Annotated in this window: 24 protein-coding genes; 12 read left to right on the top strand and 12 right to left on the bottom strand. The window is 48.2% G+C overall.

What is annotated here, in order from left to right; translation table 11 throughout:
* Positions 1-367 precede the first annotated feature (367 nt).
* Entirely contained in the window at positions 368-1,129 is a 762-nt protein-coding gene (kduD, locus tag DI392_RS09855; protein ID WP_109319735.1) for a 2-dehydro-3-deoxy-D-gluconate 5-dehydrogenase KduD, read from the top strand.
* A 72-nt stretch (positions 1,130-1,201) separates the two neighbouring features.
* Complete coding sequence (locus tag DI392_RS09850; protein WP_109319734.1) at positions 1,202-1,840, top strand: RpiB/LacA/LacB family sugar-phosphate isomerase; 639 nt, start codon at positions 1,202-1,204, stop codon at positions 1,838-1,840.
* Between the two features lie 124 nt (positions 1,841-1,964).
* Here the strand turns inward: DI392_RS09850 and DI392_RS09845 are convergent, their stop codons facing one another.
* Positions 1,965-2,675: a GntR family transcriptional regulator gene (locus DI392_RS09845; protein WP_109319733.1), complete on the bottom strand. Its 711-nt coding sequence runs from the start codon at positions 2,673-2,675 to the stop codon at positions 1,965-1,967.
* Positions 2,676-2,970: 295 nt separating this feature from the next.
* Here DI392_RS09845 and DI392_RS09840 point away from each other — a divergent pair, with 295 nt between their 5' ends.
* From DI392_RS09840 to DI392_RS09830, 3 genes are all read left to right on the top strand, one after another.
* Entirely contained in the window at positions 2,971-4,575 is a 1,605-nt protein-coding gene (locus DI392_RS09840; RefSeq protein WP_109319732.1) for an alpha-glucoside-specific PTS transporter subunit IIBC, read from the top strand.
* A gap of 65 nt (positions 4,576-4,640) precedes the next feature.
* The gene (locus DI392_RS09835) at positions 4,641-5,969 is read left to right on the top strand and encodes a 6-phospho-alpha-glucosidase (protein WP_109319731.1); all 1,329 of its coding nucleotides are present in this window, start codon (positions 4,641-4,643) and stop codon (positions 5,967-5,969) included.
* A gap of 243 nt (positions 5,970-6,212) precedes the next feature.
* Positions 6,213-7,196, top strand: coding sequence for a S1 family serine peptidase (locus DI392_RS09830; protein ID WP_109319730.1), 984 nt, complete (start codon positions 6,213-6,215; stop codon positions 7,194-7,196).
* 102 nt (positions 7,197-7,298) lie between these two features.
* On the opposite strand, the gene DI392_RS09825 is transcribed toward DI392_RS09830, so the two are convergent.
* Positions 7,299-9,179, bottom strand: a complete 1,881-nt coding sequence (locus tag DI392_RS09825) for a methyl-accepting chemotaxis protein (RefSeq protein ID WP_109319771.1) — start codon at positions 9,177-9,179, stop codon at positions 7,299-7,301.
* 333 nt (positions 9,180-9,512) lie between these two features.
* Here DI392_RS09825 and DI392_RS09820 point away from each other — a divergent pair, with 333 nt between their 5' ends.
* Positions 9,513-10,049, top strand: coding sequence for a DUF924 family protein (locus tag DI392_RS09820; protein ID WP_109319729.1), 537 nt, complete (start codon positions 9,513-9,515; stop codon positions 10,047-10,049).
* Between the two features lie 514 nt (positions 10,050-10,563).
* On the opposite strand, the gene fis is transcribed toward DI392_RS09820, so the two are convergent.
* From fis to aroQ, 6 genes are all read right to left on the bottom strand, one after another.
* Positions 10,564-10,860, bottom strand: coding sequence for a DNA-binding transcriptional regulator Fis (fis, locus tag DI392_RS09810; protein ID WP_100801072.1), 297 nt, complete (start codon positions 10,858-10,860; stop codon positions 10,564-10,566).
* A gap of 23 nt (positions 10,861-10,883) precedes the next feature.
* Positions 10,884-11,849 carry a tRNA dihydrouridine synthase DusB gene (gene dusB / locus DI392_RS09805; protein WP_109319727.1) on the bottom strand — a complete coding sequence of 322 codons (966 nt, stop codon included), beginning with the start codon at positions 11,847-11,849 and terminating at the stop codon, positions 10,884-10,886.
* Positions 11,850-11,999: 150 nt separating this feature from the next.
* Positions 12,000-12,887, bottom strand: coding sequence for a 50S ribosomal protein L11 methyltransferase (gene prmA / locus DI392_RS09795; protein ID WP_109319726.1), 888 nt, complete (start codon positions 12,885-12,887; stop codon positions 12,000-12,002).
* Positions 12,888-13,013: 126 nt separating this feature from the next.
* Complete coding sequence (gene accC, locus DI392_RS09790; protein WP_109319725.1) at positions 13,014-14,357, bottom strand: acetyl-CoA carboxylase biotin carboxylase subunit; 1,344 nt, start codon at positions 14,355-14,357, stop codon at positions 13,014-13,016.
* Positions 14,358-14,371: 14 nt separating this feature from the next.
* Positions 14,372-14,833 carry an acetyl-CoA carboxylase biotin carboxyl carrier protein gene (gene accB, locus DI392_RS09785; RefSeq protein WP_109319724.1) on the bottom strand — a complete coding sequence of 154 codons (462 nt, stop codon included), beginning with the start codon at positions 14,831-14,833 and terminating at the stop codon, positions 14,372-14,374.
* Between the two features lie 122 nt (positions 14,834-14,955).
* Complete coding sequence (gene aroQ / locus DI392_RS09780) at positions 14,956-15,408, bottom strand: type II 3-dehydroquinate dehydratase (RefSeq protein WP_109319723.1); 453 nt, start codon at positions 15,406-15,408, stop codon at positions 14,956-14,958.
* 364 nt (positions 15,409-15,772) lie between these two features.
* Between aroQ and DI392_RS09775 the strand changes: the two genes are divergently transcribed.
* On the top strand, positions 15,773-16,948 hold the full coding sequence (locus DI392_RS09775) for a 3-phenylpropionate MFS transporter (protein ID WP_109319770.1): 1,176 nt from the start codon (positions 15,773-15,775) through the stop codon (positions 16,946-16,948).
* A gap of 40 nt (positions 16,949-16,988) precedes the next feature.
* Here the strand turns inward: DI392_RS09775 and DI392_RS09770 are convergent, their stop codons facing one another.
* Together DI392_RS09770 and DI392_RS09765 are read right to left on the bottom strand one after the other, a co-directional pair.
* Positions 16,989-17,597, bottom strand: coding sequence for an NUDIX hydrolase (locus tag DI392_RS09770; RefSeq protein WP_109319722.1), 609 nt, complete (start codon positions 17,595-17,597; stop codon positions 16,989-16,991).
* Between the two features lie 95 nt (positions 17,598-17,692).
* Positions 17,693-19,471, bottom strand: a complete 1,779-nt coding sequence (locus DI392_RS09765; RefSeq protein ID WP_109319721.1) for a protein-disulfide reductase DsbD — start codon at positions 19,469-19,471, stop codon at positions 17,693-17,695.
* 145 nt (positions 19,472-19,616) lie between these two features.
* Here DI392_RS09765 and DI392_RS09760 point away from each other — a divergent pair, with 145 nt between their 5' ends.
* Both DI392_RS09760 and trmL read left to right on the top strand, forming a co-directional pair.
* Complete coding sequence (locus DI392_RS09760; protein ID WP_109319720.1) at positions 19,617-20,132, top strand: FxsA family protein; 516 nt, start codon at positions 19,617-19,619, stop codon at positions 20,130-20,132.
* Between the two features lie 91 nt (positions 20,133-20,223).
* On the top strand, positions 20,224-20,703 hold the full coding sequence (gene trmL / locus DI392_RS09755; protein ID WP_109319719.1) for a tRNA (uridine(34)/cytosine(34)/5-carboxymethylaminomethyluridine(34)-2'-O)-methyltransferase TrmL: 480 nt from the start codon (positions 20,224-20,226) through the stop codon (positions 20,701-20,703).
* Here the strand turns inward: trmL and cpxA are convergent.
* Both cpxA and DI392_RS09745 read right to left on the bottom strand, forming a co-directional pair.
* Positions 20,654-22,075, bottom strand: a complete 1,422-nt coding sequence (gene cpxA / locus DI392_RS09750; RefSeq protein ID WP_109319718.1) for an envelope stress sensor histidine kinase CpxA — start codon at positions 22,073-22,075, stop codon at positions 20,654-20,656. The genes trmL and cpxA overlap by 50 nt on opposite strands.
* Complete coding sequence (locus DI392_RS09745; RefSeq protein ID WP_109319717.1) at positions 22,076-22,765, bottom strand: response regulator; 690 nt, start codon at positions 22,763-22,765, stop codon at positions 22,076-22,078. It abuts the gene before it with no gap.
* A gap of 203 nt (positions 22,766-22,968) precedes the next feature.
* Here DI392_RS09745 and DI392_RS09740 point away from each other — a divergent pair, with 203 nt between their 5' ends.
* The 3 genes from DI392_RS09740 to pfkA all read left to right on the top strand — a co-directional run bounded on the left by DI392_RS09740 (position 22,969) and on the right by pfkA (position 25,770).
* Positions 22,969-23,511: a CpxP family protein gene (locus DI392_RS09740; protein ID WP_109319716.1), complete on the top strand. Its 543-nt coding sequence runs from the start codon at positions 22,969-22,971 to the stop codon at positions 23,509-23,511.
* Positions 23,512-23,607: 96 nt separating this feature from the next.
* Positions 23,608-24,516, top strand: coding sequence for a CDF family cation-efflux transporter FieF (fieF, locus tag DI392_RS09735; protein ID WP_109319715.1), 909 nt, complete (start codon positions 23,608-23,610; stop codon positions 24,514-24,516).
* Positions 24,517-24,807: 291 nt separating this feature from the next.
* Positions 24,808-25,770 (top strand): 6-phosphofructokinase, encoded by a 963-nt coding sequence (gene pfkA / locus DI392_RS09730; protein WP_109319714.1) that lies wholly within the window; start codon positions 24,808-24,810, stop codon positions 25,768-25,770.
* The last annotated feature ends 81 nt before the right edge of the window (positions 25,771-25,851 follow it).

Raw genomic sequence — 25,851 nt, 5'->3', positions numbered from 1 at the left:
CAGAAGATTTGATGGCGCGTATTCTAACGAATTTATCCGCAAAATGCTCGCGCAATCGATTGGCATCACAAAAATACCTGTAAGAAGCTGTTTTTCGGTGCAATAGGTCGGGAATGACTCTGGGTGAACAAAACATACTTTACCTGACTATTGTCCTATAACTGAATATCAAAACAAAATAAAACATCATTTCAAATATTTTATGGTAGACAGTTATATTTGTTCTAAAAATAAGACAGTTGTCGACATTTATGAATCATCTTTTCAAAAATATTTGAAACGTATTTTGTTTTACTCAATTATTCGGAAAGCAAAATGAAACGCGGGTTCATTTTGCTTATTGACCCGATTCTTTAGAGGAAATAGTATGATTCTTGATTCATTTAAACTGGATGGCAAAGTTGCGCTTGTGACTGGCTGTGATACTGGCTTGGGTCAGGGTATGGCTCTGGGTCTGGCTAAAGCCGGCTGTGACATTGTGGGTGTTAACATTGTTGAGCCAACGGAAACGATAGAAAAGATTGCTGAGACCGGACGCAAGTTTATTGATATCCGAGCAAATCTGATGAAGCTGGATGATATCCCTTCTATCATCGAGCGTGCCGTGTCTGAGCTGGGCCGTATTGATATTCTGGTGAACAACGCTGGTATTATCCGCCGTGCTGATGCGATCGAGTTTTCTGAGCAGGACTGGGATGATGTTATGAACATCAATATTAAGTCGCTGTTCTTTTTGTCTCAGGCTGTGGCTAAACAGTTTATCTCACAAGGTGAGGGTGGCAAGATCATCAACGTCGCCTCTATGCTGTCCTATCAGGGCGGTATCCGTGTTCCTTCTTATACAGCTTCTAAGAGTGGTGTCATGGGGATTACCCGTCTGATGGCCAATGAATGGGCGAAGCATAATATAAATGTAAATGCGATTGCACCTGGCTATATGGCAACCAATAACACTCAGGCACTGCGTGCAGATGAGTCGCGTAACAAAGAAATTCTGGACCGTATTCCGGCAGGTCGCTGGGGCGATCCGTCTGATCTGGCAGGTCCGTGTGTGTTCCTGTCGTCGAGTGCTTCCGATTATATCAATGGCTATACCATTGCCGTTGATGGTGGCTGGCTTGCTCGCTAGTCCTTTTTATTCCCAAATTTAAGTCGTAGATAAGTTAGATAGTGCGGTAAAACACCGCTGGAGTATTACACAATGAAAATTGCACTGATGATGGAAAACAGCCAGGCGGGTAAAAACGCGATGGTGCTGAATGAACTGAACGTTGTGGCTGAGCCTTTGGGTCATGAAGTGTTTAACGTTGGGATGAGTGACGACAATGATCATCATCTGACTTATATCCACCTGGGTATTATGGCGAGCATTCTGCTGAACTCAAAAGCAGTCGATTTTGTGGTGGCGGGTTGTGGTACCGGTCAGGGAGCGATGATGTCGCTGAATGCACATCCGGGCGTGGTATGTGGCTACTGCCTTGAGCCATCCGATGCCTTCCTGTTTAACCAGATCAATAATGGTAATGCGCTGGCACTGGCCTTTGCCAAGGGCTTCGGCTGGGCAGGTGAACTGAACGTACGCTATATGTTTGAGAAAGCGTTCACTGGCGAACGTGGTCAGGGTTATCCGATTGAACGTGCTGAGCCACAGCAGCGTAATGCGGCGATCCTCAACACAGTTAAAGCGGCAGTAGCGAAAGATGATTACCTTGATACGCTGAAAGCACTGGATCCGGAACTGGTGAAAACCGCGGTGGGTGGTGCCCGCTTTCAGGAGAGTTTCTTCACGAACTGTCAGGTTCCTGAAATTGCAGAGTACGTTCGCTCTCTGCTGGACTAATTGATTTTCCACCTCACATTTTCTGCATAGATGTGTCATTGTCAAGCCAGCCGGTCAGGCTGGCTTTTTCGTTAACTGGCCGCGTTCATCTTATAGCTTTGTCATTCTACTTTCTGGAATATGATTATTTTTTGCTGGGTCTTCTGTAGTAGTAGGTAGACTGATGGAAGTGGGTGTTCTCAACGGTAATGGAATAATCCAGTACTCTTCCATCCGGAGCGTGGCTGATGGAGGAAACCTGCATTGCCAGCTCACCGGGAGTCATCTCCATGTGTAGGGCAATGGATTCAGGCATCAGATATGGCTTGAAGGTGAAATAGTTTCCTTCAATGACCAGCCCCATTTCATCTTCAATATACTGAAACTTAGAGTGTTCCATATGCGCCACCGACAAAGTCGGGTACAGGCTGACCGGTAAAAAAGACTCTTCATAATGCACCGGATGGGTGTCGACACTGCGAATTCTGATGATGTAGTAGATGGATTCTCCCGGGCTTATTTTCAGCCGTTGTGCCACGCTGGACGGGCAGGGTATGACCGAGAAAGAAATCACTTTACTGGTGAGTGTCTTGGTTGTCTTGCCGATCTGTTCCGTCAGGCTATTCAGCCCGGTATTTTCGAAGGTCATTTCTTTATCGATGATATAGCAGCCACTGCCATGTCTTCTGTCTAACATGCCTTCTTGTATGAGGGTATCCATCGCTTTTCTGATGGTCATTCTGGCCACGCCATATTCTTTCGCCAGTTGATTTTCGCTGGGTAGCGCCTGATTAAGTTGAAATTCATCAGAATTGATTCTGGATCGAAGTTGATTTGCGATAGAAAGGTAGATCACTTTTATACCTATTTATTGCTTGTTTGATCATTAATTATACATCTCTATTTTAGTTTGTTTCTGTTTATTTTCAAATTTTTAAAATTAAATTTTTGTCTGGTAACTCTAATGTTGTCTAATTTTTAAGGGTTATATATACAAAAGAGAGAAAAACGCAAAAGTGATGCCGGTCACGAAGCATGTACCTTTCGATGTTTTGGGAAAACTAAATTGCCTACTGTGTCCATGCCGGCACATCGAATCAATTTGAATATAAAAATTGAGTGAAACAAAAACTAAGATAGAGATTATAGATATGATAAAAGCACTACAACGATTCGGGGGGGCGATGTTTACTCCCGTGCTCTTGTTCCCATTTGCCGGGATTGTGGCGGGTATTTCAATCCTGTTTACCAACCCAAGCCTGATGGGCTCGTTAGCGGATCCAGACACACTCTGGTTCAAGCTGTGGATGGTTGTTCAGGAAGGTGCCTGGACGGTATTTCGCAATATGCCAATTCTGTTTGCCATTGGTTTACCGATTGGTCTGGCAAAAACAGCACAGGCCCGAGCCTGTATGGCTGTAATAGTGTCATATATGACATTTAACTATTACATCGCTGCCATTTTGACAACCTGGGGAGCAAACTTTGGTGTGGACTTCAGCCAGCCGATTGGTGGGATTAGTGGTTTGACTATGATTGCCGGGGTGAAAACTCTGGATACCAGTATTGTCGGTGCTATCTTCATCGCAGCAGTCGTGACCTATATCCACAACCGTTACTTTGACAAGCGACTTCCTGATTATCTGGGCATCTTTCAGGGCGCGGCGTTTGTCACTATGATCGGCTTTGTTGCTATGCTGCCGTTGGCGTTTCTGACTGCCATGATCTGGCCGCAAGTGCAGAGCGGAATTGGAGCCCTTCAAGTATTCCTGAGTGATGCCGGTGCATTTGGCGTTTGGCTTTATACCTTTTTGGAACGCATTCTGATCCCAACTGGACTGCATCACTTTATTTATGGCCCTTTCATTTTCGGGCCTGCGGCGGTAGAAGGGGGCATTCAGGCCTACTGGCTGCAACATATTAGCGAGTTCGATCAATCCACCCAGCCTCTGATCGAACAGTTTCCACAAGGTGGCTTTGCGCTGCATGGTAATTCAAAGATGTTTGGTGCCATCGGTATTGCCGCTGCGATGATTGCTACCGCTGCACCGGAGAACAAACATAAAGTTCAAGGCCTATTGATCCCTGCGGCGCTCACCGCTGTTTTGGTGGGGATCACTGAACCACTGGAATTCACCTTCTTGTTTGTTGCTCCTTACCTTTTCGGCATTCACGCTCTGCTCGCTGCAACGATGGCCGCAGTGATGTTTATGTGCGGTGTTGTTGGCAATATGGGCGGCGGCTTGCTGGAAATTACTGCGATGAACTGGCTACCGATGTTTGAGAACCACTCGATGATGATGGTAACGCAATTGTTGGTTGGTTTTGGTTTCACCGCCATCTATTTCGTCACCTTTAAGTACCTGATTGTGCGCTTCGACGTAAAAACACCGGGTCGGGTCGCTGATGAGGAGGAGATCAAGCTGGTTTCCAAGGCCGAATACCGCAACCGCAAAAATGACCAGCCGAATGGAAGTGAAACTGCTGAAGATCCGCGTGATATCCAGGCTCTACAGTTACTGGAGGCTCTAGGCGGTATGGACAATATTACGGAAATCAATAACTGCGCTACCCGTTTGCGTATCAGTGTAAAAGATCCAAGCCTACTGCTGACGGATTCAGTATTTCACCAGTCCGGTGCTCACGGCGTGGTCCGTAATAAGGACGCCATCCAGATCATTATCGGATTGTCGGTTTCTCAAGTGCGGGACCGCATGGAAAACCTGATGGATAACCCTGTAGCAGTTACAGCTTAATTAAGATCAATGAGTAAAGTAAAAATTTTAAAAACTTAGTTACTAATATTTCAATGGAGATAGAAATGAAAAAGCATTCTGTATTGGTTGCCGGTGGCGGCAGCACATTCACCCCTGGCATTGTGTTAATGTTGCTGGACAACCTGGACCGTTTCCCGATCCGCAGCCTTAAGTTTTACGATAACGACGGAGCCAGACAGGAAATTGTCGCTGAGGCATGTAAAGTACTGTTAAAAGAAAAGGCACCACAAATTGAATTTACTTATACCACGGATCCGGAAGTGGCCTTTACCGATGTGGACTTTGTGATGGCACATATTCGTGTAGGCAAATATCCGATGCGTGAGCTGGATGAAAAAATCCCGCTTAAGTATGGTGTGGTTGGTCAGGAAACCTGTGGCCCCGGTGGTATTGCTTACGGTATGCGTTCCATTGGTGGTGTTCTGGAGCTGGTGAAGTATATGGAGAAATACTCACCGAACGCCTGGATGCTTAACTACTCCAACCCGGCTGCAATTGTGGCTGAGGCGACCCGGGTACTGTGTCCGGACAGCAAAATCCTGAACATCTGTGATATGCCGATCGGCATCGAAAACCGCATGGCGAATATTCTGGGCATGGAATCGCGTAAAGAGCTGGAAGTGATGTACTACGGGCTGAACCACTTTGGCTGGTGGAAGAGCATTACGGATAAAAACGGCGCAGATATGATGCCGGCTCTGAAAGAGTATGTCAGCAAGAACGGCTATGTGCCGCCAAACCCGGAAGGTGGTCAGCATGTTGAAGCCAGCTGGAATGACACCTTTGCTAAGGCAAAAGATGTGTACGCTCTGGATCCGGAAACACTGCCAAATACGTATCTGAAATATTACCTATTCCCTGACTATGTGGTTGAGCATTCGAACCCGGAATATACGCGAGCAAATGAAGTGATGGATAACCGGGAAAAACAGGTCTTCACTGAGTGCCGCAAGATCATTGAGCTGGGGAATAGCGAAGGCTGTGAACTGGAGGTAGATGAGCACGCTTCCTACATTGTGGACCTGGCCAGAGCTATCGCTTTCAATACCAAAGAGCGTATGTTACTGATTGTGGAAAACCAAGGGGCAATTGAGAACTTTGATTCCACTGCTATGGTGGAAATTCCGTGTCTGGTTGGCAGTAACGGGCCAGAGCCTCTGAGAGTCGGTAGTATTCCGCAGTTTCAGCATGGCATGATGAGCCAGCAGGTGTCGGTTGAGAAACTGGTCGCGGAAGCCTGGACGGAAAAATCGTATCAGAAACTATGGCAGGCCATCACTTTGTCTAAGACCGTACCAAGTGCATCTGTTGCTAAATCCATTCTGGATGATCTGGTTGAAGCCAACAAAGCGTTCTGGCCGGAACTTCATTAATCCGTAAGCGGACCAATCCAGCAAGAACCGGAGCGTCCTTAGTGGCGCTCTTTTTTCTCCCGCTGGTTTTTTCTTTTTATAAGTTATCACTCATCTTTCTGCATGGTTTCTCGTTTTTGATTCTGATTTTGCATTCGCTGGCATTAGACGTTAGCAATTGTAAGAATCTGATGCATAATTGTTCTTAGCTACTTCAAAGGTTCAAGTCCGGACATCCTAAAAATAAGTAAAGAATATTGGCATATGAAAAAGAAACAGTTAGCGTTTTTTCTCGGGGGGCTTTTGGTCTGTGCTCAGGCCATCGCGACGTCATTTACGACCTATGTGGTGAATGGCACTCAGGCCAGTGAGTCAGAGGTGCCCTGGCAGGCTTATATTACGATTGCAGAGTATGCCTGTGGTGGGACGATTATTGCCGATAAATGGGTATTAACGGCAGCACATTGTGTCGAGGGATATTCGGCCAGCCAGATAACCGTATATGTCGGTTCAAGTGATCTAACCAGTTTATCGATGCAGACTATTGCCGTCAGTACTATGACGGTAAACCCCGGTTACAGTAGCAGCACATCGATTAACGATATTGCGATTCTGGAGCTGGCCCATTCCATCGCTTCCCCGGCTCAGCCGATCAAGCTCATGTCGGTTAGTGAGCAAGCGGAGGCGGATTTAGAGTTCGACCTTGCAACCAGTGATAATCTGTTTTTATCCGGATGGGGTTACACAAACGCTGACAGAACAGCCTCTTCAACAGATTTAATGAAAGTACTGTTGGATGGGGTCAGCGACGATGCTTGCGCTGATGCATGGGGTGTGTCCAGCAGTGGCATATCGGCTTATTTTCTTTGTGCCAACAGCGCAGACTCTGAAGGTGCCTGTAATGGTGATTCAGGAGGCCCTCTGGTCTGGCAAAATAAAAACAATGCGTCCGATGCGGATAAAGGCTACCGGCTGGCCGGGCTGGTAAGCTTTGGTCCAACGGAGCAATGTGCCATGACTCAATATCCGGATGTTTACACTCAGGTGAGCAGTCAGCTTAGCTGGATAACAGGCATCATCACCGATTATACAGAGCCAGCGCCTTCTTTCTCTTATGATATTTTTGCCGAGCCTCCTGTAACGACATCAAGCAGCTCTTCTTCTGGTGGCGGCCCTGTCGGAGGGATAAGCCTGGGTCTTCTGTGTGGCCTTGCCTGGCTGAGACGCAAAGTTTATGGTAAAAATTAGCACCGATTTTACCGGTAAGCACCGAGTGGTGACTTTCATCAATAAATGAAGCCAGGTCTCAGCGCTTGAAATCCTGGCTTTAATGACTCGAAGAATGAAGGATCAGACTTTAAAGAACGACAACTCTTCTTCCTGTGTTTCCGCAAGTTGAGCCAGTTCAGAAGAAGCCTGCAATGTCTGATTCACCGCAGAAGCATTTTGCTGCACAAGATCGGAAGCCTGAGTGGTATTTTTAGAAATCTCTTCCGTAACACTGAACTGTTGCTGCGAAGCGGTGGCAACCAGAGTATTAATTTCGGATATCGCGACGACTGCCGCCGAAATTTCTTCAAACGACGACTGAATATTGCCAGCCTGAATCACGGACTCTTGGATTAATTCAACATTCTGAGCCATGTTACTGTTCACTTTTTCTGACTGTTCCTGCAGTTTACTGATGATGTCCTGAATGCTGACGGTCGACTGTTGAGTTTTAGACGCCAGGCCTCTGACCTCATCGGCGACCACAGCAAAACCCCGGCCGGCTTCACCGGCCCGGGCGGCCTCGATTGCCGCGTTTAAGGCCAGCAGATTCGTCTGTTCAGAAATCGTATTAATGACTTCTGTTACCGAGCCGATTTCCACGGCAAATTGCCGGAGGTCTTCAATCAGTTTGGCGGTATCGGCAAAAGAGTCTCTGATTTCATTGGTCAGAGCAATGTTGTTATCCAGAGTGACCTTGCCATTGTCCACATTGTGCTGGCTTTTTCGGGTTTCTTCTTCCGCCAGCGCCGCTTTATCACTCACTTCCTGTGAGGTGACTGACAGCTCATTGATTGCCGTGGCAATTTGCTCAACCTGAGATTGCTCATACTGAACATTCTGCAAGGTATCACTCATCACGACATTGAGTTCCTGAGCCGCGGATGACACGTTTTGCGAGATGTTGTGAGAGTTTTGAATCAGCGTTCTTAGCTGACTCGATAAGTTGAGTAACGAAAGGTATATGCCGGTTTCTTCTCCTGTTCGTTCCAGGTCCTTACGCAAGTCACCTTTTGCCATGGTCTCCATCAATGAGGCAATGTCATCCGGAGCGCCGCCAACAGGCGTTAGCACCAGTTTTTTCAGTATAAATAGCAGGAAAATGATGCTGGCAATTAAACTGACCACGCCGATGATAAAAGAATCGAACAGTTGTTCGTTTGCATCCTTCTCGATGATGCTGTCTTTCACATAGCTAATGTATTGCCAGCCGCTGATCTCTAATTCCCCCCAGAATGCTGTAAAGTCCGTCTGCTCACCATCCACTTCCGCACTGTACGACAGTTCAGGATTATTCTGGTTAAACTGCCTATACATAGGTCGGTAGTTATAAATATTTTTGCCGATTAATTCGGGGTATTGTCCTATAAGTAATGTACCGTCTGCGGAATACAGCAGAATATCTTTACGTTTGAGGATGTCACTGAAGATCGCTTCTGCATGGATATCAGACAGTACGGCGAGGTCTGGATTAATCCGGTAGGCAACGCTTACGACGCTGGAGCCGGATGCCAGTGAACGGTGAATTTCTGAGACAAAAAAGGTTTTCCCCTGATTGAACAGCGCATCGTAGTAGGAAAGGTTCTGGCTTTTGGCATTGGTATCAAGTCGCTCACCTTGAGCGTTATAGAGCGTCCCGTTTTTGTTTAACAGGTAAACCCCGTCACTGGCATTACTCTGAATATCAACAAGGGCCTGTAGCCTGGAGATCAGACCGGCAGATAACGTATCTCCGTGAATATCCGCATCAGACGCCTTTATGGATGAGAGAATGTTTTGATAATGGTGAAGCCTGCCGTAAAGATCGGCTTTTACGGTTTGATTCTTCTCGCGCAGAATCTCTTTTGTGAGAGCCACACTTTCACTTTTGAATGAGTGGTAACTTAAAGACACTATGGTCAGTACAATCAGAATAATGACGGTACTTAAAGCAGAGATGATCTGTAATTTAAATTTATTCATATTATTGTCAATTCCATAAACAGCATTCATGCAAGAAATCAAAAAGCTGCTCTGCTCTGGTTGATGAAATACTACTCTTCAGTGCTGAGCTAACGGGGGGCACACAACACGATATATACAGAAAGTCGTGCCTCATGTTGGGTTTCTTATCAATACGACTAACTATCTCAAATTTTGAGTATGAGGACTATTTATTATTCGCAGTTGGCATATGAAAATTGAAGCAGCCATCGCCTGATATCCGTATATACTTATGAATATCAGCATACTCAGCCGTGACCTTATGACGAGCAGACATTGTTATCGCGTGACGGGTGATGGTAAGGAGGAATGATGTATCAGGGGGTTATAAAGTTTTGGTTTACTGAAATCGATGCCAGTCTGTGGTGGCAAAAAGATAAGGCATTTGATTCCGAAATTTTACAGCGATTCGGAGCATTACATAAGCAAGCCAGAGCCGGGGAGCTCTATGAGTGGCGGGATACGGCAGCAGGCAGCCTTGCGGAAGTCATCATTCTGGATCAGTTCTCCCGCAATATTTATCGTGACAGACCGGAAGCGTTTGCCAGTGACCCACAAGCGTTAACGCTGGCTCAATTTGCTATCGCAAGAAGGTTTGATGCAGAGCTGCCTCCGACCCAGCGTAGCTTCTTGTACTTACCTTTCATGCACAGTGAGTCGGCTGTCATTCATGGGCAGGCGGTCCGTCTGTACGAATCTCTGGGTAACGAAACTTATCTGGATTTCGAACTAAGGCATAAGGCTATCATCGACAGGTTTGGCCGCTACCCGCACCGAAACGCTATCCTGGGGCGGAAATCCACCGCAGAAGAAGCCGAGTTCTTAACGCAGCCCAATTCTGGTTTTTAAATCTAAATTGCAAGATGGGCAGGCTATGGCAAACCCTGTTACTGGCTAAGTGGAACCCTGTGTTTGCTAATTAACCTGCCGATTGAATAGAGTTGCCTATGTTATTTAAAGCATTAGTCAAGGCATCTTGTAGAACATCATTATTGAAGACTATAGAAACTATAGTGGCAATTCCTATACCGAGAATTGCATATTCAATTGAAGTTACACCTCGTTTATCACAATAGAATTTCCGTAATAAGATTATTACCTTGATGAAAACTGACAGCATGATGTAACTCCTCAATTAGTGCGTTCAGGGGGTACGCTTGGAGTGGCTAGCGAATAAAACAGGCTAAAAGAGATATTAAAAAATAGCAAAGATTGTTTGAGTTTCCACTCAAACTCACCATTTTCCCCGCCTGGAAACAGCCCTGTTGTTATCCAGATGATTTTTCTTTGTGTGTAACCATAAAATAAAAGGGCTCAATGGTTTCCCATTAAGCCCTTTAAAATCAATAAATAAAAATTTATTTTAGTTCATGCCGTATTTTTTTAGCTTCTTACGCAGAGTACCACGGTTGATACCCATCATAGTTGCTGCACGTGTCTGGTTACCACGGGTGTATTGCATGATGGTGTCTAGTAGTGGTTGTTCAACTTCAGCCAATACTAGTTCGTACAGGTCATTGACGTCCTGACCATTTAACTGAGCAAGATAGTTTTTCAGAGACGCTTTTACGGAGTCACGTAGTGGCTTCTGAGTGATTTGATCTTGAGACGTTACAGTAGTTACTGTTAGTGGTTCGGAAGTCAGGTTTTGTTCGAACATATTCTGTCTAGCTCTTCTCGTAATTATGAAACATTTTCAAAATAACCCTGCAGCGCGTCGAGTTGCTGATTAGCAGCGTCAATCGCGTTGAAGGTACGGCGAAATTCTTTTGCCTGCTCATGTTCTTGCAGATACCAGCCCACATGCTTACGAGCAATGCGGGGGCCCAGATATTCACCATAAAACTGGTGAAGCTCCTGAACATGACCAAGCAAAATACCTTTCACTTCCTCGGGAGGAAGTTCAGGCATTTTGGTGCCGTTTTCCAAATAGTGACGGATTTCCTGGAAAATCCATGGTCGCCCCTGGGCCGGGCGGCCTATCATTAAAGCATCGGCACCAGTGTAATCCAGTACGTGCTGCGCTTTCTCCGGGCTGTCGATATCGCCATTGGCGATGACAGGGATAGATATCGCAGCTTTGACGGCTTTAATGCTGTCGTATTCTGCCTCGCCTTTGTACATGCAGGTTCTGGTTCGCCCGTGCAAAGCCAGTGCCTGTATGCCGCAGTCTTCGGCCATTTTTGCTATTTCAACACAGTTTTTATTGTCTGTGTTCCAGCCGGTACGGGTTTTCAGAGTAACCGGAACCTCCACCGCTTCCACTACCGCGGTCAGAATCTGTTTGATGATTTCCGGGTATTGAAGCAGTGCTGAGCCAGCCAGCTTCTTATTCACCTTTTTAGCCGGACAACCCATGTTGATATCGATGATTTGCGCACCGTTCTCAACGCTGTGTTGTGCTGCCTCAGCCATCAGCTGAGGATCTGCGCCCGCAATCTGTACCGAACGAATGCCCGATTCGCCTTCATGTACCATGCGTTGCTTTGATTTTGATGTTTTCCACAGACGCGGATTGGAGGACATCATTTCGCTGACCGCCATACCCGCACCATACCGGAGACACAACTCTCGAAATGGTCGATCGGTGACACCAGCCATGGGTGCAACAATCAGGTTGTTCTTAAGTTGATAGTTTCCGATCTTCAAAACAGCAATATACTTCTATACCAGCAAGGGCGCGCATTTTACGCATTTTTTTGGTGCGTGAAAAGACTAATTTTTGAGCATTTTACAATTTGTTTTTTAAATTGTATGTTTTTCAGTCAATTAGCCGTGGAATCCTATTGCGGAAGAGAATCAGGCCTTCTTCTGTCCTGAGATTCGGCACCATTCTTTCATTTCAACAATCGGGTCAACCTGCAGGTCGTCACGATAGTAATTCGCCACATCTTCTGCCTGTGTGTCCAGTACGCCGGACATGGCCAACAGGCCTTCAGGCTTTATGAGGCCTTTGATCACCCCGGACAGTTCACGTAATGGACCGGCAAGAATGTTGGCGACCACGACATCTGCCTGTAAATCCGCAGGCTGATCCTGAGGCAGGTACAGTTCCAGCTGATCAGCAACCCCGTTGCGGCCGGCATTGTCTTTGGACGCGATGATTGCCTGCGGGTCAATATCAATACCGATGACCTTTGCCGCGCCGAGTTTGATGGCGGCAATAGCCAGGATGCCTGAGCCACAGCCGAAGTCGATCACGGTTTTGCCGTTCAGGTCCAGCCCTTCCAGCCACTCCAGGCACAGGGAGGTGGTCGGGTGGGTGCCGGTACCAAAGGCCAGGCCAGGGTCTAGCATCACGTTAACCGCATCCGGATCAGGCACATCTCGCCAGCTAGGGCAGATCCACAGACGCTCGCCAAATTTCATCGGGTGGAAGTTTTCCATCCATTCGCGTTCCCAGTCTTTGTCTTCCAGCTGTTCAACTTTGTAAGCAAAATTGTTGTCCAGCATATTGGAGGCTTTAATTTGCTCTAAAACCAGCGCTGTATCGATTTCAGCATCATAGAGGGCTACGATATCCGTTTCCCCCCAAAGACGCGTCTCTCCCGGCATGGGCTCAAATACTGGGGTATCTTTGGCATCCAGAAAGGTGACGGACAGTGCGCCGGTCTCTTCCATCAGCATATCGCCGATTGATTCTGCATTAGCATCAGTGGCATTGAGTTTGATTTGAATCCAGGGCATGGGAAAACTCTCGGTTTGAATGGTTAAAATTTGTGGGGGAGTGTAGCAGAAGTCGGGCAAGAAGGAATAAAAAAGGATGGAGATAAGGGTATCTCCATCCTTATATTCAACGCCGAAACGGGTTACTTATTGTAAGCCCAGTTTCTTTTCCAGGTAGTGGATATTGGCTCCACCGTGCTGGAAGCTTTCGTCGTTCATGATGTCCTGCTGCAGAGGTACGTTGGTTTTGATACCTTCTACGATCATCTCTCCCAGTGCGTTTTTCATGCGGGCAATCGCCACATCGCGGTTTTCACCGTAGGTGATCAGTTTACCGATCATGGAATCATAATGCGGCGGTACTGTGTAGCCTGTGTAGATGTGAGATTCCCAGCGAACGCCCATACCACCTGGTGAGTGGAAGCGCTCGATTTTACCCGGACAAGGCAGGAAGCGCTCAGGGTCTTCTGCGTTGATACGGCATTCAATAGCATGACCGTGGATCTTGATATCGTTCTGAGTGAAGGATAACGGCTGACCTGCCGCAACACGCAGCTGCTCTTTGATCAGATCCACGCCGGTAACCATTTCTGTTACTGGGTGTTCAACCTGAATACGGGTGTTCATTTCAATAAAGTAGAACTCACCGTTTTCGTACAGGAATTCGAACGTACCGGCACCACGGTAGCCGATTTCGATACAGGCACGGGTACAGCGCTCACCGATGTATTTACGCATCTCTTCGGTAATGCCCGGAGCCGGAGCTTCTTCCACCACTTTCTGGTGACGGCGCTGCATAGAGCAGTCACGTTCGCCCAGGTGGATAGCGCCGCCCTGACCGTCAGCAATCACCTGAACTTCGACGTGACGAGGGTTTTCCAGGAATTTTTCCATGTAAACCATGTCGTTGTTGAAAGCCGCTTTTGCTTCCGCACGCGTCATTGCGATCGCTTCGACAAGATCCGCTTCACTGCGTACGACACGCATACCACGGCCGCCGCCACCACCGGACGCTTTGATGATAACCGGATAGCCGATACGTTTTGCGTGAGCGCGGTTGGCATCAGGGTCGTCGTTCAGTGGTCCGTCAGAGCCCGGTACACAAGGTACACCCGCTTTTTTCATCGCAGTGATAGCCGAAACTTTGTCACCCATCATGCGGATTGTTTCCGCTTTAGGGCCAACAAAAATAAAGCCGCTGCGCTCAACCTGTTCGGCAAAGTCTGCGTTTTCAGACAGGAAACCGTAACCCGGGTGGATGGCAACCGCACCGGTGACTTCTGCTGCTGAAATGATGCGGGGAATGTTCAGGTAGCTGTCGATACCACGTGCCGGGCCGATACAGATAGATTCATCCGCCAGCAGGACGTGTTTCAGGTCGCGGTCGGCAGTTGAGTGAACCGCAACCGTCTTAATACCCAGCTCTTTACATGCACGCAGAATCCGCAGCGCGATCTCGCCACGGTTTGCGATGACTAATTTATCTAACATATGATGAACCCCTATTATTCGATAACAACAAGAGGCTGATCGAACTCAACAGGGTGACCATCTTCAACCAGAATGGCAGTCACTACGCCAGCCTTATCTGCTTCGATTTGGTTCATCATTTTCATGGCTTCTACGATACACAGAGTATCGCCAACATTCACTGTCTGACCAATTTCAACGAATGATTTTGCATCCGGGCTTGGTGAACGGTAGAAAGTACCGACCATTGGAGAAAGAACCTTATGACCAGCAGGTTCTGCTGGTGCTTCAGGTGCCGCTGCCGCTGGTGCTTCAACCGGAGCCGGTGCTACCGCTGGTGCAACTGGAGCCGGTGCTGCATATTGCATCGGGGCTACTGGAGCTGGAGTTCCGGAGCGGCTGATACGTACCGACTCTTCACCTTCAGAGATTTCAAGCTCGGCGATACCAGATTCTTCTACTAATTCGATAAGCTTTTTAATTTTACGGATATCCATAGTGTCTTTCTCTTTATTTCGTGAGTCATTCCCACTCTGACAGAGGAGAATGAGATTAGTTCGTTCTTACTTTTTTTTGTATCGGCTGGTCGCAGGGCTGTAGCGTGCTTTATCACCGAGACTTACTTTAAAACGGCTAGTTGCTCAATAGCCGCCGTTAAGGCAAATTGGTACCCTTTGGCTCCTAACCCACAGATAACGCCCACTGCTTTATCGGACAGATAAGAGTGATGGCGGAAAGGCTCCCGAGCGTGAACATTTGACAGGTGTACTTCGATAAACGGAATCGCGACACCCAGCAATGCATCACGAATGGCAACACTGGTATGGGTAAAGGCGGCTGGGTTGATTATGATGAAATCGATATTATTATGGGCCTGATGAATCGCTTCTATTAATTCATATTCCCGGTTTGACTGTAAATGCGTCAGTTCTGCTCCGGATTTTGCCGCCAGTGTTTCAAGATCACTTACGATCTGATCCAGAGTCTGGGAGCCGTAGTGCCCCGGCTCTCGAACACCTAACAAATTTAAATTGGGACCATTCAGAAGCAGAATGCGTGATTTTGCAGGCATTTGAAGCTATCTCCGTTAAACGTGGTTATAACAATGTATAACAGTTATTGCTTGAAGAACTGTGACAAAATTCTAGTCAAAATTTCATCAATAATCAAATTAACTGACGATTATAGATAAATCACAGCAAATAGCAGCAATTTACTGGTCTAATCACCATGGGGAATGTTTCTGATTTGCAGCACGGTTAACATTTTGTTTATCCCTCCTAAGCAAATGCAGGTAACAAGCCAGCCTGTTTCTCTGGCAGAGTATGCTTATGGGGAACGAGGAAACCATTTTTCCGTGTTATTCCCTTTTTTCACCCGACAAACAGGCGCATAATAGCGCCGTTTTCTGTCTGTTTTGTCATCAGGATGTGTTTATGCTGTCTCCCTCTCCTTACGCATGGATTTCTCAGTATTTTCTCGGTTTCTTCTTCTCTTATGGTGTTTATATTCCATTCTGGGGACTCTGGTATGAAGGGCAGGGCGTATCGGCAGCGAATATCGGTATTCTGATCGGTGTGAGCTTTGCTACGCGCTGTGTTTCTAACCTGGTTATCACGCCCAGGTTACATAAGGTTGAATATTTGATCCCGGCCCTGCGTTGGCTGAGCCTGGGGTCTGTGCTGTTTATCGCTTTTCACTTTGTGCTTGGTGGAAACTTCTGGCTGATGCTTCTGGCGACCGTGTTGTATAACCTCTGCTGTGGTCCGGCCATTCCGCTGTCTGATGCGATGGCGAACTATTACTCTAAGCTGAATGTGCTGGACTACGGACGTACCAGATTGTGGGGGTCGATTGCTTTTATCGCAGGCTCCAGTGCCGTTGGCTATCTGGTCGCTCAGTTTGGTTCTGAGGCGATTGTCTGGACGGCGCTGGCCGGTACAGCGGTCTCTCTGTTGTTGTCGATGCGTCTTCCTCATCCAGCCCCGGTTTCTGACGGTGATGAGACGACGGAAAGGCCCAAACTACTGGCCTTGCTGATGGATAAAGAAGTACTGCGTTTTTTGGTTCTGGTTTCTCTGATCCAGGGCAGTCATGCCACTTACTACAGTTTCAGCTCAATCTATTGGAAAGGCGCGGGATACTCTGAAGATATCATCGGGTATTTATGGAGCCTGGGTGTGATTGCAGAAATCCTCCTGTTTGCGACCAGTAAAAAATTATTAGCCGGCTGGAGCATGCGGATGATGTTTTTGGCGGCGTCGTTAGGCGTGATAGTACGCTGGACACTCACTGCGACAACAACGGATTTATGGGCACTGGCTCTGGTTCAGATGCTGCATGCTGTGACGTTTGCTATCGCACATATTGCCGCTATTCGTTATATCCAGAGTGTACCGGAAAATCGGATGGTTCCTCTTCAGGCACTGTATAACGCAATACCTCTCGGGGCGGTTATGGCTCTGATCACCACGATAAGCGGCTGGGGGTTTGAGCGCTGGGGGGGCTCGATGTTCTGGGGGATGGCGATAATGGGGGCTCTGGCTCTGTTTATCCGGCTGGAACCGGCCAAGACCTCTGTGAAGACTCAGGCCATTAAGGAGGCCCGTTAAACGGGCCGTTATTTCTAATCGCTTTTAATCGACAGAGACGCTAATCGACAGAAACGCTTATCACCGGCTGGTTAATGGCGTTAAAACCCGCGGTGATATCCTCCGCAAGGATCCGATCTTCCGACAGCTCTGGCAGCTGCTCGGGTGAGAAAAAACCTAACTCGGATATTTCCGTGTTTTCCGTAAAGTGCCCGTTACCGGCCTCCGCCACAAAAAACAGCTTATAGATGGTAGTAGGAAACTTCGGTGTATAAGGGTGACTGTCCCGATCCTTGACGGCATACAGGCGACAGTTTTTGATGGTATAACCGGCTTCTTCCTGCACTTCACGCGTGATACCTTCCAGCGGGGCTTCGTTCTGATCGGCCCAGCCTCCGGGCATGGTCCATTTTCCGTCCGACTTTTCTTTGACCAGCAGTACCTTACCCTCTTTGATAATGCAGCAACGCAGATCGACCTTTGGTGTGGCGTAGCCTTTGTCCGGAAAGAAGAAGTGTTCGATCGTCTTAAGGTCGGCTTGACTGTACATGGCGTACAGCTCATGGCTGATGGCGGCCAGTCGTTCATAGCGCTCTTTGTCAAAAGGGTCCTGCACATAGTGCAGACCGGTTTGGGCGATGGCTCGTATCTCTTTTATCAATGAATGCATAAGGCTTCTTACTTTCTTCGCTTGAGGACTTATGCATGATAAAGGCTATTTATGAGGTTGATGTGAATAAAGTCACATATTTGACGGGAATCATTCTACTGAGCGTCAAGGCGTTGTAAATGGGTGCTGAACTCTGCTGCGTCCATATAGCCGGTTACCCTGGCATCCGGGTGATATTCCCCGTTGCGGCCCCAGAAGTCGATGGTCGGTAACCCAATGATGTTAAGGCGCTTAAACAGTTCAATATCTTCAGGTGTATTGTCAGTGACATCCGCCTGCAGAAGGACATATCCACTCAGGCTGGAGCGGACTTCCGGTGCGGGAAAGGTGTATTTTTCAAACTCGATACAGGCCACACACCAGTCGGCGTAGAAGTCCAGCATGACGGGTTTTCCGGCCTTTTTGGCCAGTTGCAGTTGCTGTTCCAGCTCTGCGACATTATGGACTCTCTGGAATTGAATGGAGTTTTCCGCTGTGGCCACCGGTGAGCTGAACCAGGTCTGATACAACGGCATGGCGGAGCCTAACAGCCCCAATACCGCAATAATACCGAGCAGGCTCTGTTTCCAGCCACCGAATTCCAGACTGTTTTTGGCGTGATAAAGCCAGCCGAATGCGGAAATGCCCAGCAGCGACCAGAGTGTGACAGACCAGTTTTCAGAAAGAAGACGTTCCAGCAGGTAAACGGGAGCAGCGAGCAGGATAAAGCCAAACAGAATTTTGACTCGTTCCATCCAGTCACCGGCTTTGGGAAGCAATTGATTACCGAAGACCGCCACGAGAATTAGAGGAATGCCCATGCCCAGCCCTAAAGCATAAAGAGCAATGCCCCCGGTAAGCAGATCCCCGCTTTGCGCGACATACAGCAGCGCCCCCGAGAGTGGAGCCGTGGTGCATGGAGAGCAGACCAGCCCGGATATCGCCCCCATCAGAAATACGCCAGACAGATGGCCGCCATGCTGACGGTTGCTCAGGTTATTGAGCCGTGTCTGAAGCGCCGCGGGTAGCTGGATGGTGTACAGACCAAACATAGACAGGGCGAGCAGTATAAACAGCAGACTCAGTCCGATCAGGACATAAGGGTGTTGTAGTGCCGCCTGGAACTGCAGTCCCGCGGAGGCCACGATTAATCCAAGCAATGTATAGGTCAGTGCCATGCCTTGTACGTAGACAAAGGATAAGCCTAAGGCACGGCTATGACTGAGTTTACCAGCCCCCAGAACAATGCTGGTCAGGATAGGGTACATAGGGAAAACACAGGGGGTAAACGCGAGTCCTACACCCAGCAGTAAAAACAGCAGCGGGGTCCACGCACTCTTCTGTAGTTGTTCAGCCAGAGAAGCCTGCTCTGTCACTATGCGTGCTTGGTTGCTGTTGGCTTCTTGTGCTTTGTCAGTTGGTGACGTCGAGTCTGGCAGTGCGACCGGTGTGACCGGGGTTAAGGGAAAGGTACGGGTTTCCGGTGGGTAACAGAACCCGGCTTTAGCGCAGCCCTGATACTGGATAAACAGTTGTGCGCCGTCACTGGCGGATAGCAGGGTGACCTCAAGATACAGAGGCTCGGTATAGATATTGACGTCACCGAAAAATTCATCGTGATAAGGCGTTCCATCGCGCAGCTGTATGTCACCTAACTGCGCTTTATCGGCCGAAATCGATATCTTATCCTGATACAGGTAGTAGCCTGGCTGTACATCCCAGCTAATAAATAGCTGATGGTCATTTTGATCGACAATCAGGGGGAACGCCTGATCCACAGTGACAAATTCTGAGTCGCTATTGCCGAATGCCTGGCTGTTATTTTCGAACACGGCATAAGCGGGAATAGATGCAGTGACGAGCCCAAGCAGAAGAACGAAGAAAAAACGGCGCATAATGAAACTCGCTAACGAATATGTCGATAATTAAATGAATTCTAGCATATCGGTAAATTCGATGAGTTGACACAAATTTACCATAATCAGATTTAATAAAAATCCGATTCCCCTTACACTGGATGAACAACCACGAGGAGGACATGTGTTTCCGATTTTACTGATTCTGTTTATCTGTGTGCCGATTATTGAAATTGGTCTGTTTATTCAGGTAGGCGATATTTTGGGCCTGTGGCCAACCATAGGTCTGGTTCTGCTGACTGCATTTGTCGGTGCCTCTCTGGTCCGGAGCCAGGGCCTGCAAACGCTGATGTCGGTACAGAACCGTTTACGTCATGGCGAGATGCCGGCACAGCAAATTCTTGAAGGGGTGATGCTGGCGGTATCCGGTGTGCTGTTACTCACGCCGGGCTTTATGACTGATGCAATGGGGATGGTGGTCTTATTACCGGTACCCAGAGCCATGCTAGCGAAGTACCTGATGACGAAAGTGGTCGTCAAAAGTATGGGGAACGGTTTTCATGCGCAGGGCGGTTTCACCTCAGAGCATTTTCACTCTCGACCCGGACGGGACAATCCGTTTTCTTCCGAAGAGGGCAATACCTTCGAGGGGGAGTTTGAGCGTAAAGATGACGATAAAGACAATAACAAACTCAATTAACCTGTTCGCCTAATCCGCAAAAAACATCTTTCACCTCTGGCAGGAGTATCCGGTATACTCTTGCCAACATTTATTTCCTGGCTTCCGTTTTATGCTTGATATCGCTCTGTTTGAACCTGAAATTGCCCCGAATACCGGCAATATTATCCGCTTGTGTGCCAACTGTGGTGCCAATCTGCATCTGATTGAACCATTGGGGTTTGATCTGGAAGAGAAGAAGGTCAGACGAGCGGGGCTGGATTACCATGATATGGCTCGTGTGCGCCGGCATAAGAATCTGGATGCGTTTATGCAGTACCTGAAAAACGAGCGGGAAGGGGAATTCCGCATTTTTGCCTGTACCACCAAGACGACAGGGCATCATGTGGATGCCGCTTTCCGTGAGGGTGATGTGTTAATGTTCGGGCCGGAAACCCGTGGGCTTCCCGCTGATCTGATTGAAAGTCTGCCGATGGAGCAGCGTATCCGCATTCCTATGATGCCTGACAGCCGCAGTCTGAATCTGTCTAATGCCGTTGCGATTATTGCTTTTGAGGCCTGGCGTCAGCTTGGTTTTGCAGGGGCAGTTTAATCAGCAATTTCAGACCGCCTAAGTCACAGCGGGACGCTTTGATGGTTCCGCTGTGCTGGCGAACCGCACTTTCCGTTATCGCCAGCCCCAGTCCGGCCCCTCCGGAATGGCGGTCTCTGGCGGTTGAAACCCGGTAAAACGGGCGGAAGATATCTTCCAATTCATCTTCCGGTACTCCTTCGCCATTGTCCTCGACGCTGATCAACAGTTCACAGTCCTGCCGGGTAAAGGTGACCTGAATGCGATCCTGACTGTAGTGGATCGCATTACGGATAATATTCTCCACCGCGCTCATCAGCAGGTTTGGATTACCCTGCAGAGTGCAGTCTGGAATCGCGGAATAGATCAGCTGTTTATTCACCTGTTCCGCTTCAAATTTCGCGTCTTCTGCTATATCACCCCATAGTTCTTCTGCCGTCATTATTTCTCTTTCATGATGGCTGTTGACCTGCATTCTGGACAGTTCCAGCAGCTCACTGATCATTTTTTCCAGCCTCTCTGCTTCGGTGTCTATCCGGGTGAGTTCGGCACTTTCTCCCTGCTTACGGGTGGCCAGCGCATTCGCCATTCGCAGACGGGTAAGCGGTGAACGCAGCTCATGGGAGATATCGGACAGTAGCCGTTGCTGACCGGAGATCATTTTATTGACGGCAGTGACCATCTGGTTAAACGCGGCTCCCGCTTCCCGAAACTCGGTGCTGCCCCGTTCCAGATCCGGATCTTCCACGAATTCTCCTTTTGCAACTCGTCGGGCTGCCCGCTCCAGACGCCGTGCCGGTTGACTCAGTGCCCAGGCTAACCAGAGCAGCAGTGGCGTACTGATGACCATGACAATGAGTAATAACAGAAACGGGCGATCCAGTACCAGTAACAAGAGTGGTGGGGGTCGGTGCCATTTGTGAGAAATATACATATGAACGGGCTGACCGGCGAGATTGAGTGGTATCGGGCCGGCCACCATAAGTTGACCATAAAGCTTCTGTTTCGGTTCGCTGGTGTCTTCCACCAGAGTGATGAAATTCTGGATGGCCTTGCTTTTCATATGCCGGGGCATCGTTCCCAGCAAGTTCCCATTCAGATCGGTAAAATAAAGTTCAGGCTGGTCATCATCTCGGTCACGGCCGCTACCCCGACGTTGTCGCCACTGATTCAGATCCCGTATGGCGCTGTCTACAGACAGATAATGAGCAAACCGTTTTTCGGTAAACTCCGCCAGGCGGTAGAGATCCTTCAGCCTCGGTGGTTCAATCGTGTGAGTTTCTCTGGGGTCAAAGTTGGACACAGACAGTGCGGCCAGAAGAACCAGCAGCATGGTTAACCAGAAAATCGCAAAAATACGACCATAAAGATTTGAGATTTTAGGCAGGCGCATTTAGTGCTCCTCAATCAGCAGGTAACCTCGTCCTCTGAGTGTTTTTATACGTGGTTTCCCGTCTGCACGTTCCGGTAATTTCTTTCTCAGATTAGACACATGCATGTCAATAGCGCGATCAAACGGAGCCAGTCGTTTACCGAGCACATCCAGGCTCAGGGTCTCTTTGGTCAGGCTTTCTCCCGGGTGCTGAACAAAGTGGCTCAGCAGCGCCAGTTCTGTTGTGGTGAGTTCCAGCAGAGTGTCTCCGCAGTACGCTTCTTGTTTGCCCGGATAGACGGTCATGTCCATAAAGGTGAGATGATCGCTGTGTTTGCTGCCGTTACTATGGTTGCCGGTCCGGCGAAGAATCGCCCGGATACGGGCAAGCAACTCTCTGTCACTGAACGGCTTTGGCAGGTAGTCATCCGCCCCAAGCTCAAGGCCTACCACACGATCAATCTCTTCCCCTTTGGCGGTGAGCATCAGCACTGGGGTTTCCCAGTTTTCCCGCAGCTTTTTCAGCATCTCCATACCATTCATTTTCGGCATCATCACATCCAGCAGGATAAGATCCGTTTCTTCGGTCAGGGCTGCCAGCCCTTCTTCTCCGGTGTTCGCTTCGGTGACGTTAAAGCCCTCGAAGCTTAAAATGTCTGTTAACAGACTGGTCAGCTCGGTGTCATCATCAACTAACAGTATGTTTGCCATAAGATTTTGCCTTCATGCCGGGTAAGGTCGATAAGGAAGTCTCACAATGAGTATTGTCGATCTTACTAATAAATTTAACGTTATCTCTTCTCTTTACACATCTTTACGCTGGGCTTACGTTGCTTTACCTGCCAGTGCCTATTCTATACTCAAGTGCTGTGAAGACAGCTTACTCCAATCAAGGTGAAAGTAGGGAACTTGTTATGAAATCAATGAAAAAACTCGTATTAGCGGTTGCTGTTCTTCCTATCGCTCTTGGCACTGCAAGTGCGTATGCTTTCGGTGGCCCGAATGGCGGTGGCGCTATGGGTGGTCCTGGTGATTACTGCAGCGGTGGTTTTGGTCCACGCATGCTGGACGATCTGAATCTGACTAACGAGCAATTAGGACAGTTGCGGGATCTGCGTACGGCAAGACGTGCTGACCGTCTTGCGCAGCGTGATACCCGCAGAACTGAGCGTCAGGAATATCGTGAAGAACACCAGAAAGCCATGCAGGAACTTATGTTATCTGATGAATTCGATGAAGCGAAAGCGATGCAGTTGGCCAAAGAAATGAGCCAGCAAATGGCAGAGCAGCGCGCTGAACAGCAAGTGATCCGGATGCAGGCACAACATGAAATGCTGAGTATCCTGACTGCTGATCAGAAAGCCAAGCTCAAAGAGTTGCAGTCACAGCGTCTGGAGCAGTGTGCTGCGGGTATGGGACAGCGCGGGCACGGTGGTAAAGGCGGTAAACGCTGGTAATGACTTGCCCGGTAAAGAAAAAGGTATTGAATCAAAAGCAGCTTTCGGGCTGCTTTTTCTGTATAATCGACGGAAATTTTTTACAACTCAGACAGAATTATGAAGGATTACGCACGTTTAGTTTCTTTGGCGGCGTGGCTTGCGACAGGACTCGCGACCTTATTGTTAGTGGTGAAAATTGGTGTCTGGTGGATAACCGGCTCCGTGAGCTTACTGGCTTCTCTGATCGACTCTATGCTGGATATTGCCGCTTCGGTAGTGAATCTTCTGGTGGTCAGGTACGCCCTGCAGCCGGCAGATAAAGAGCACACATTCGGGCACGGTAAAGCTGAATCGCTGGCAGCTCTGGCTCAGACCATGTTTATTTCCGGCTCCGCGTGTTTTCTTATCCTGAACGGGGTCGACCGTTTTTTCCGCCCTCATGATCTGACCTCACCAGAATATGGTGTGTATGTCAGCTTATTTGCCTTTGTGGTGACCTTTGGTCTGGTACTGTTTCAACGCTATGTGGTGCGTAAAACCGGGAGCCAGGCTATTGCAGCGGATTCTCTGCACTATCAGACTGACCTGTATATGAATGTGGCGATAATGATTGCCCTGGGGCTTTCAACCGCCGGAGTTAAGCAGGCTGACGCCGTATTCGCTATCGGTATTGGGGTGTTTATTCTGTATAACGCCTTTAAGATGATCCGTGAAGCAATACAGTCTTTGCTGGACCGGCAGTTGCCGGATGAGGAGCTGGAACAAATCCGCAACATCTGCGAGTCAATGGATGGTGTGTTGGGCATACACCAGCTACGTACCCGCATGTCCGGGCCAACCCGCTTTATTCAGTTACACCTGGAAATGGAGGATCATATTCCTCTGATTGAAGCCCACAGAATATCGGATCGGGTTGAAGACCTGCTGATGGATAGCTTTCCGGGGGCCGATGTTTTGATCCATCAGGATCCCTATACGGTAGCGCTCTATGCAGAGAAAGAGCAAAAAGAGATGGGTTGGTAAGCTTTCTTGTGCTATAAAACCACAGATAAAAATTAGTGACTATTTTGTCGGCACAAGCGTTAAAGTATCTGATCCTGATATGAATCAACTCAGCTTGGCCGTAAAATTGTAATACTCTTTCAAAAGTATAAAAATTTCAGTATTGCGTTGGATAAATGCGTCAATATGGTCTATTGACCTAGGGTATCAAGAGTCAGTTCTCTGTCCCGGACCAGCGATGATACGTTAATGGTTTCGCCAAATTTGGCATGTAGAATTTGTAATTGAGATTCCCAAAAATCGAGGGTGAGCATGATTAAAAAGATCGGTATCTTGACCAGTGGTGGTGACGCCCCTGGCATGAACGCAGCTATTCGTGGCGTAGTTCGTACTGCACTTTCAGAAGGCCTGGAAGTGTTTGGTGTGTACGACGGTTATCAGGGTCTGTATGAAGATCGTATCGTGAAACTGGATCGTTCAAGTGTTTCTGATGTGATCAACCGTGGTGGTACTTTCCTGGGTTCAGCACGTTTCCCTGAGTTTAAAGAAGTGGAAGTTCGTCAGAAGGCCATTGAAAACCTGAACAAGCATGGCATCGAAGCTCTGGTTGTTATTGGTGGTGACGGTTCTTACATGGGTGCTAAGAAACTGACTGAAATGGGTTACCCATGTATCGGTCTTCCTGGCACAATCGATAACGATATTGCTGGTACTGACTACACTATCGGTTATCTGACGGCACTTAACACCGTTATTGATGCTATCGACCGTCTACGTGATACCTCTTCTTCTCACCAGCGTATTTCTATCGTTGAAATCATGGGCCGTCACTGTGGTGACCTGACTCTGATGGCTTCTATCGCTGGTGGTTGTGAATACATCATTACTCCGGAAAAAGAGTGGAGTAAAGAAGACCTGATCAAGAGCCTTCAGGAAGGCATGGAGAAAGGTAAGAAGCACGCCATTATCGCTCTGACTGAGCTGATGATGGATGGCAACGAACTGGCTAAAGAGATTGAAGCGGCAACAGGCCGTGAAACTCGTGCAACGGTTCTGGGTCATATCCAGCGTGGTGGTCGTCCAACGGCATTTGACCGTGTTCTGGCTTCCCGTATGGGTAACTACGCGGTACACCTGCTGATGGAAGGTCAGGGCGGACGTTGTGTCGGTATCCAGAAAGAGCAGCTTGTTCACCACGATATTATCGACGCTATCGAAAACATGAAGCGCCCGGTACGTGAAGACCTGTACAAGGTAGCTGAAGAGCTGTTCTAAGTTTTAATGCAAACTTAGTGATGATTAAGAGCCGCTGGGATATCCCGGCGGTTTTTGTTTTTTAGAGAGGGAGAATACAGA

Source organism: Vibrio albus (assembly GCF_003144035.1).
Classification (GTDB): Bacteria; Pseudomonadota; Gammaproteobacteria; order Enterobacterales; family Vibrionaceae; genus Vibrio; species Vibrio albus.
The sequence above is the reverse complement of the archived record's forward strand: the minus strand, read 5'-3'. Positions and strand labels throughout refer to the sequence as shown.